Annotated in this window: 4 protein-coding genes; all 4 read left to right on the top strand. The window is 48.1% G+C overall.

What is annotated here, in order from left to right; translation table 11 throughout:
* The coding region (locus QUA70_RS27105) for a hypothetical protein (RefSeq protein ID WP_333350899.1) at nt 1-614 on the top strand (614 nt) is incomplete at its 5' end.
* A 143-nt stretch (nt 615-757) separates the two neighbouring features.
* Complete coding sequence (recG, locus tag QUA70_RS27100; RefSeq protein ID WP_333350900.1) at nt 758-3,265, top strand: ATP-dependent DNA helicase RecG; 2,508 nt, start codon at nt 758-760, stop codon at nt 3,263-3,265.
* Nucleotides 3,266-3,829: 564 nt separating this feature from the next.
* The gene (gene fusA, locus QUA70_RS27095; protein ID WP_333325128.1) at nt 3,830-5,914 is read left to right on the top strand and encodes an elongation factor G; all 2,085 of its coding nucleotides are present in this window, start codon (nt 3,830-3,832) and stop codon (nt 5,912-5,914) included.
* Nucleotides 5,915-6,215: 301 nt separating this feature from the next.
* On the top strand, nt 6,216-6,626 hold the full coding sequence (locus QUA70_RS27090) for a Uma2 family endonuclease (protein ID WP_333325130.1): 411 nt from the start codon (nt 6,216-6,218) through the stop codon (nt 6,624-6,626).
* Nucleotides 6,627-6,677 lie beyond the last annotated feature (51 nt).

Genomic DNA, 6,677 nt, shown 5'->3' with positions numbered 1-6,677 from the left:
AGGAAGAAGAGGAAGAAGAGGAAGAAGAGGAAGAAGAGGAAGAAGAGGAAGAAGAGGAAGAAGAGGAAGAAGAGGAAGAAGAGGAAAAAAAACAAGTTTCCGCCATTAACTATCTATTTTCCTTGGCAAATTATCAATTGCCAAACGCCAATTCCCCTGAAAGTTTGGCACGCTGGCAAAATAGTATTGAAAAGTCGATCGTCCATATACTCAAGCTGCTTTCGCGCGACACCAACCGCTTGCTGCAACAGTCGGGAATCTTGCCGAGTCAATTGCCAGAACCGGTTCTAGAAGCTGCTTCTGGTGCTGAATCCTCCGGCGATAGTGTTGCCGGGCCGCCTAACTTATTAAACTTAATCATTGAAACCGATGCCTCATCAGCATCGCGAAAATTGGCGGCAACCTTGGGTAGTAGGGCGCTGCACATTACAGCGATTAAACTGCGGCTATCGGAAATAGAGTTTGCCGATGCGGGAACCTCGGCTTGGCGCCAGCAAATTCGTAACCTATCTGTAAAGTTGAACTCGCTGGGCCGCGATTACCAGAAAAAGCAGCGGGAACTCGCTGTGGTGGAGGCTGAGTCGGCTTGGCGATCGAGTTGGTTTGAAGATTAGTCAGTTGTCAATTGACAGTTGTCAGTTGACAACTGTCAGTTGTCAGTTGTCTGGAATTCTTGAGCTATGATTAATAACTAATGACTAATGACTAATGACTAATGACTAATGACTAATGACTGATGACTAATTACTAATGACTGATGACTAATAACCAACCCGAATGGCAGCGATTGCAAAAAGCTCTTTCAGTAGAAGCCGATCGCGGATTTAACGACATCCAAGGCAGTCAATACCGCTTCAGCGAGTTTCTGGGCCTGAGTTTGAGACAACTGGCAGGTGCTATGGCCGCTTCTGCGCGCGATCGAGCCAGACAACTAGCCGCGGAATTTGACATCTACCCCCAGAAGGATCTCGAACAGCGCCAGCATTCGATCGCCATTACGGTCAGTTTTCTGAGGCAAATGGAGCAAGTTTGGGAACAAGAAACTCGCCACCAGCAAGAACCAGCAAGACAAGTCAGACCCGCAAACTCTTCCGAAACAACCGCCCCAACAGTTTCCGTTCCCCGAACAGCACCCCTGAGTACAGCACCCCCACCGCCCAGCCTGACTCTCGACCAACAGTTAACCCGCGTCACCGGCATTGGCCCCGCCAACGGCAACCGCCTGGTAAAACTGGGTTTATACACTGTATATGACTTGCTTTACTACTATCCACGCAACCACATCGACTATGCAAAGCAAGTACAAATTCGCGAGCTAGTAGCCGGGGAAACTGTCACTTTAATCGCAGAAGTAAAGCGCTGCAATTGCTTTTCTAGTCCTAAGAATAAGAAATTAACCATATTAGAAGTAATTTTAAAAGACCGCACCGGAGAAATAAAAATAAGTCGTTTTTTTGCAGGCCCTCGCTACAGCAATCGCGGCTGGCAAGAATTCAAAAAGCGCGAGTATTGTACAGGTGCGGTGCTGGCAGCTTCCGGGTTGGTGAAGCAGGGTAAATATGGAATTACTTTAGAAAATCCTGAGTTAGAAGTATTAGACGACTCCGGCGGTGCGATCGAATCAATGAAAGTCGGCCGCCTGATACCAGTTTATCCGCTGACGGAGGGGGTGGATGCTGGTTCGGTGAGGCGATCGATTTTGGCTGCAATGCCGGCGGCGAAAATGTTGCCAGAATCGCTACCAGAGGATTTGCGCGAGCGTTACGGTTTAATGGGTTTAGCCGATGCCGTGACTAATATTCACTTTCCGCTCGATCGAGATTGTTTGGCAGCCGCCCGCCGTCGCTTAGTTTTTGACGAATTTTTCTACCTGCAATTAGGACTTTTAAAGCGCCGCCAAACCCAAAGGAAAGCTCAAGCGAGTGCAGTCATCCTTCCTAGTGGCAAATTGATCGAACATTTTTATGAAATCTTGCCTTTTGCGTTGACGAATGCTCAGGAAAGAGTAATTAATGACATCCTCAACGATTTAGCTTCATCGCAACCGATGAATAGATTAGTTCAAGGCGATGTCGGCGCCGGCAAAACCGTAGTCGCCGTCGTGGCAATGCTAGCAGCTATTCAATCCGGCTATCAAGCCGCTTTAATGGCACCCACAGAAGTTTTAGCAGAACAGCATTACCGCAAATTGGTAAGTTGGTTTAACTTGATGCACTTGTCTGTTGAACTGTTAACTGGTTCCACAAAAGTAGCAAAGCGCCGAGAAATTCACAACCAGTTAGAAACCGGAGAATTGCCCGTTTTAGTGGGAACTCACGCACTAATTCAAGATACGGTAAATTTCCATAAATTGGGTTTGGCGGTAATTGACGAACAGCACAGATTCGGTGTACAACAGCGTGCTAAATTGCAGCAAAAAGGCGAAGCTCCCCACGTTTTGACGATGACGGCAACTCCCATTCCCCGAACGCTGGCGCTGACGCTGCATGGGGATTTAGATGTGAGTCAAATTGATGAACTTCCCCCCGGTAGGCAGGCGATTCAAACCACTGTACTGTCTGCAAAAGAACGGATTCAAGCTTACGATTTGATTCGGCGGGAAGTGGCGAGCGGGCGTCAAGTTTATGTGGTGCTGCCGCTGGTGGAGGAGTCGGAAAAGTTGGACGTGCGATCGGCAATTGAGGAAAAAGAAAAACTTGAAAAAAGTGTATTTCCTGAGTTTAAGGTGGGTTTGCTGCACGGGAGAATGAGCAGTGCCGACAAAGATGAGGCAATTTCTAAGTTTCGGGACAAAGAAACGGATATTTTAGTATCTACTACTGTCGTCGAAGTGGGAGTAGACGTGCCGAATGCCACGGTAATGCTGATTGAAAATTCTGAGCGTTTTGGACTGTCACAACTACACCAGTTGCGGGGTAGAGTGGGTCGGGGCAGCAACCGTTCTTATTGTTTGTTAATGCCCGGTTCCAAAACTGCGGAAGCTATGCAGAGAATGAAAGTTTTAGAACAATCTCAAGATGGTTTTTTTATTGCAGAAATGGACATGAGATTGCGCGGGCCTGGTCAGGTTTTGGGAACTCGGCAGTCGGGTTTGCCAGATTTTGCTTTGGCGAGTTTGGTGGAGGATCAGGAGGTTTTGGAGTTGGCGAGGGCGGCGGCTCAAATGGTAATTGATAATGATGAAAGTTTGAATCAATGGCCGGTGGTGCGGGATGAATTGGAGCGGAGATATCAGCGGATGATGAGCGGGTCGATTTTGACTTAGATAGTTTTGGACGCAGCAACGGGGTTTTTAATAATATTTTGTAGTCGCAGGTTAAGCGAATATCTATCAAAGTCGGCAGTTTATTGCTGCACTCACCCACCCTCTCCCCGTAGGCTGATTTATTTGCACCTACCTATTTAATGTCAGAAACCGGGTTTCTTGCCACAAAGTCACGTAAAAGCTGAGGTTTTTTGTCAGGAAAACCCGCTTTATACCGTTTTGCTGAGAATGGTGCAAAATATCAAGTTGAGCGAAGCGTCAAAAACAAGAATTTGTTGGGTACGCCTGCCTCAACCCAACCTACTTTCTGAACCCAACCTAACTTTCACAGAAAATTTTTCCCTTGGTCTAGGGTATTTTTATGAATTGTAAGGATTCCCGTACTGATTAAACCAAAAATCCTTCGCAGGAATGACGGGAAAGTGTCAAAATTAAGATAGTTCTGCCAGAAACAGGGGAAAGGAAATCTAGCCTGTACTGGCGCCTAAGGCAACATTGATTCCTCGCTGGTTACGCTTGCAGGTGGTCGCCGACGGTTCGTCGAATTTAATCTCAACAGTAATTATGAAAGATCTCACTCGTTATCGAAATATTGGCATCTTCGCCCACGTAGATGCTGGCAAGACCACCACAACAGAAAGAATCCTGAAACTGACAGGCAAAATCCACAAAATTGGTGAAGTTCACGAAGGCGCGGCGACTACTGACTTCATGGAACAGGAGCAAGAGCGCGGGATTACGATTCAGTCCGCTGCTACCACCTGCTTCTGGAACGATCATCAGCTCAACATCATTGATACTCCGGGACACGTCGATTTTACGATCGAGGTTTACCGTTCTTTGAAGGTTCTCGATGGTGGCATTGGTGTGTTCTGCGGTTCGGGTGGAGTTGAACCGCAATCTGAAACCAACTGGCGCTACGCTAACGATTCCAAAGTGGCTCGCGTCATCTACATCAACAAGCTCGATCGCACCGGTGCAGATTTTTACCGCGTTGTCAAGCAAGTCGATAAAATCCTTGGCGCTAAACCGATGGTAATGGTATTGCCGATCGGCATAGAAGAAAAGTTTTGTGGCGTAGTCGATTTGCTGACCCGCAAAGCCTGGATCTGGGATGACTCCGGCGATCCGATGAACTACGAAATTAAAGATGTCCCCGCCGATATGGTCGATGATGTCGAAACTTGGCGCGAACAGTTGATCGAACTGGCCGTAGAGCAAGACGACGCTCTGATGGAACAATATCTCGAAGGCAATGAACCGAGTATTGATGACCTCAAGCGCTGTATTCGCAAAGGTACTCGCGATCGGGCATTTTTCCCCACCTACTGTGGCTCATCGTTTAAAAACAAGGGCGTGCAGTTGGTTCTTGATGCCGTAGTTGACTACCTGCCAAACCCGATGGAAGTCACACCGCAGCCAGAAGTCGATCTCGATGGCGAGGAAACCGGCGAGTTTGCGCTCGTCGATCCCAACAGACCATTGCGGGCACTCGCGTTTAAGATCATGGACGATCGCTACGGCGCTCTAACCTTCACACGCTTGTACTCCGGTACTCTGTCCAAGGGCGACACCGTACTCAACACCGCCACAGGCAAAACCGAGCGCATCAGCCGTTTGGTGGAAATGCACGCCAACTCTCGCGAAGAAATTGAATCGGCCCAAGCCGGGGACATTGTGGCGATCGTCGGTATGAAAAACGTCCGCACCGGACACACCATCTGCGACCCCAAAAATCCCGCAACCCTAGAGCCGATGGTATTCCCTGATCCCGTTATTTCGATTTCGGTCAAACCGAAACAAAAAGGTGGCGAAGAAAAAATGGGAGCAGCCCTCACCAAGATGGTGCAAGAAGACCCATCCTTCCACATGGTGACGGATCAAGAAAGCGGCGAAATGATTCTCAAGGGGATGGGCGAGTTACACCTCGACATCAAAGTAGACATTCTCAAGCGCACCCACGGCATCGAAGTAGAAGTCGGCGAACCACAAGTGGCCTACCGCGAGTCGATTACCAAGCGCCTCGAAGACGAATACACCCACAAAAAGCAATCAGGTGGTTCCGGTCAATTTGCCAAAATCGGCTATGTGATCGAGCCTGGTGAGGTGGGAAGTGGCTTCCAGTTTGAGTCAAAAGTGACCGGTGGTAGCGTGCCGAGAGAATATTGGCCAGCCGTCGAAAAAGGCTTTGAAAGCTGCATCGACAAAGGCGTCTTGGCCGGATTCCCCTGCTTGGACTTGAAATTCACGCTTCTAGAAGGCGGTTTCCACCCCGTTGACTCGTCAGCAATGGCCTTTGAAATTGCTGCCAAAGCAGCCTATCGGCAGTCTCTGCCGAAAGCGGGGCCTCAGTTGCTCGAACCGATTATGAATGTCGATGTATTCACTCCAGATGATTACATGGGCGACGTGATCGGCGACCTCAACCGCCGCCGGGGGATGATGAAATCTCAGGAGACAGGACAAACAGGAGCACGGATCAAGGCAGATGTACCGTTGAGCGAAATGTTTGGTTACATTAGCGACTTGCGTACTATGACCTCTGGGCGCGGCCAGTTTTCCATGTCCTTCTCGCACTATGCTCCTTGTCCGAATAACATCGCTGAAGAAGTGATCAAGGCGGCAAAAGAGCGTCAAGCCGCGAAGTAATGTATTGACTGCGACGAAGTGATTTGTCGCAGTCAATCACCGATGTTAAAAACTAGAAAAATCTAGTTTTTAACATTGGTCAATGGAAGTATCCCAATTTTATTTTCGCAGGAGTGTTCGGTGTGAGAACTCGCTAGGGATATACAACCTAGCCAACGTCCCGCTCGCACTCCTCACAAATGCTTTTTACTCTCCGAAAGAGATGCTCCCTTCAAAAGTCTCTCTCAAAGGGCGATCGCGCATCAATCAAGATAATGTTTGCTAATATACAATCAATAATTTAAAAGCTAGGCAGGTAGCCATGACAGCCACCCTGATCCCGAGTCAAAGTAGCGGAATTCTGCTGAAAAACATTAGCTGGAAAACTTACGAATCCCTAGTGAATGAGTTAGCCCAACAGAGAGGAATTCGCCTGACTTACGATCGCGGAAATTTAGAAATTATGACTCCATCAGCCCCCCACGAAAAGTACAAAAAAATCTTGGGACGTTTTGTAGAAAGCGTGAGTGATGAATTGAATGTTGAAATTTGCAGTTTGGGTTCTCTAACTTGCAGGCGGGAGGATTTGGCTCGCGGTTTGGAACCGGATCAGTGCTACTATATCGAAAATGAGGATGTGGTTTGGGACAAAGAACAAATCGATCTCAATCAAGATCCGCCGCCAGATTTAGTTGTGGAAATTGACGTGACTAGTACAGCTCGGCGAAAATAGAATACCCACTAAACCGCTAATACTTTACCCTTATAAGTCCACTTGAAGGGC

The sequence above is a fragment of the Microcoleus sp. LAD1_D5 genome, from assembly GCF_036702115.1.
GTDB lineage: Bacteria > Cyanobacteriota > Cyanobacteriia > Cyanobacteriales > Microcoleaceae > Microcoleus.
This window is presented reverse-complemented; position numbering and strand designations above follow the sequence as displayed.

Coding starts and splice junctions, on each gene's coding strand:
- fusA (WP_333325128.1), top strand. CDS start 3,830: ATGAAAGATCTCACTCGTTATCGAAATATTGGCATCTTCGCCCACGTA.
- QUA70_RS27090 (WP_333325130.1), top strand. CDS start 6,216: ATGACAGCCACCCTGATCCCGAGTCAAAGTAGCGGAATTCTGCTGAAA.
- recG (WP_333350900.1), top strand. CDS start 758: ATGACTAATAACCAACCCGAATGGCAGCGATTGCAAAAAGCTCTTTCA.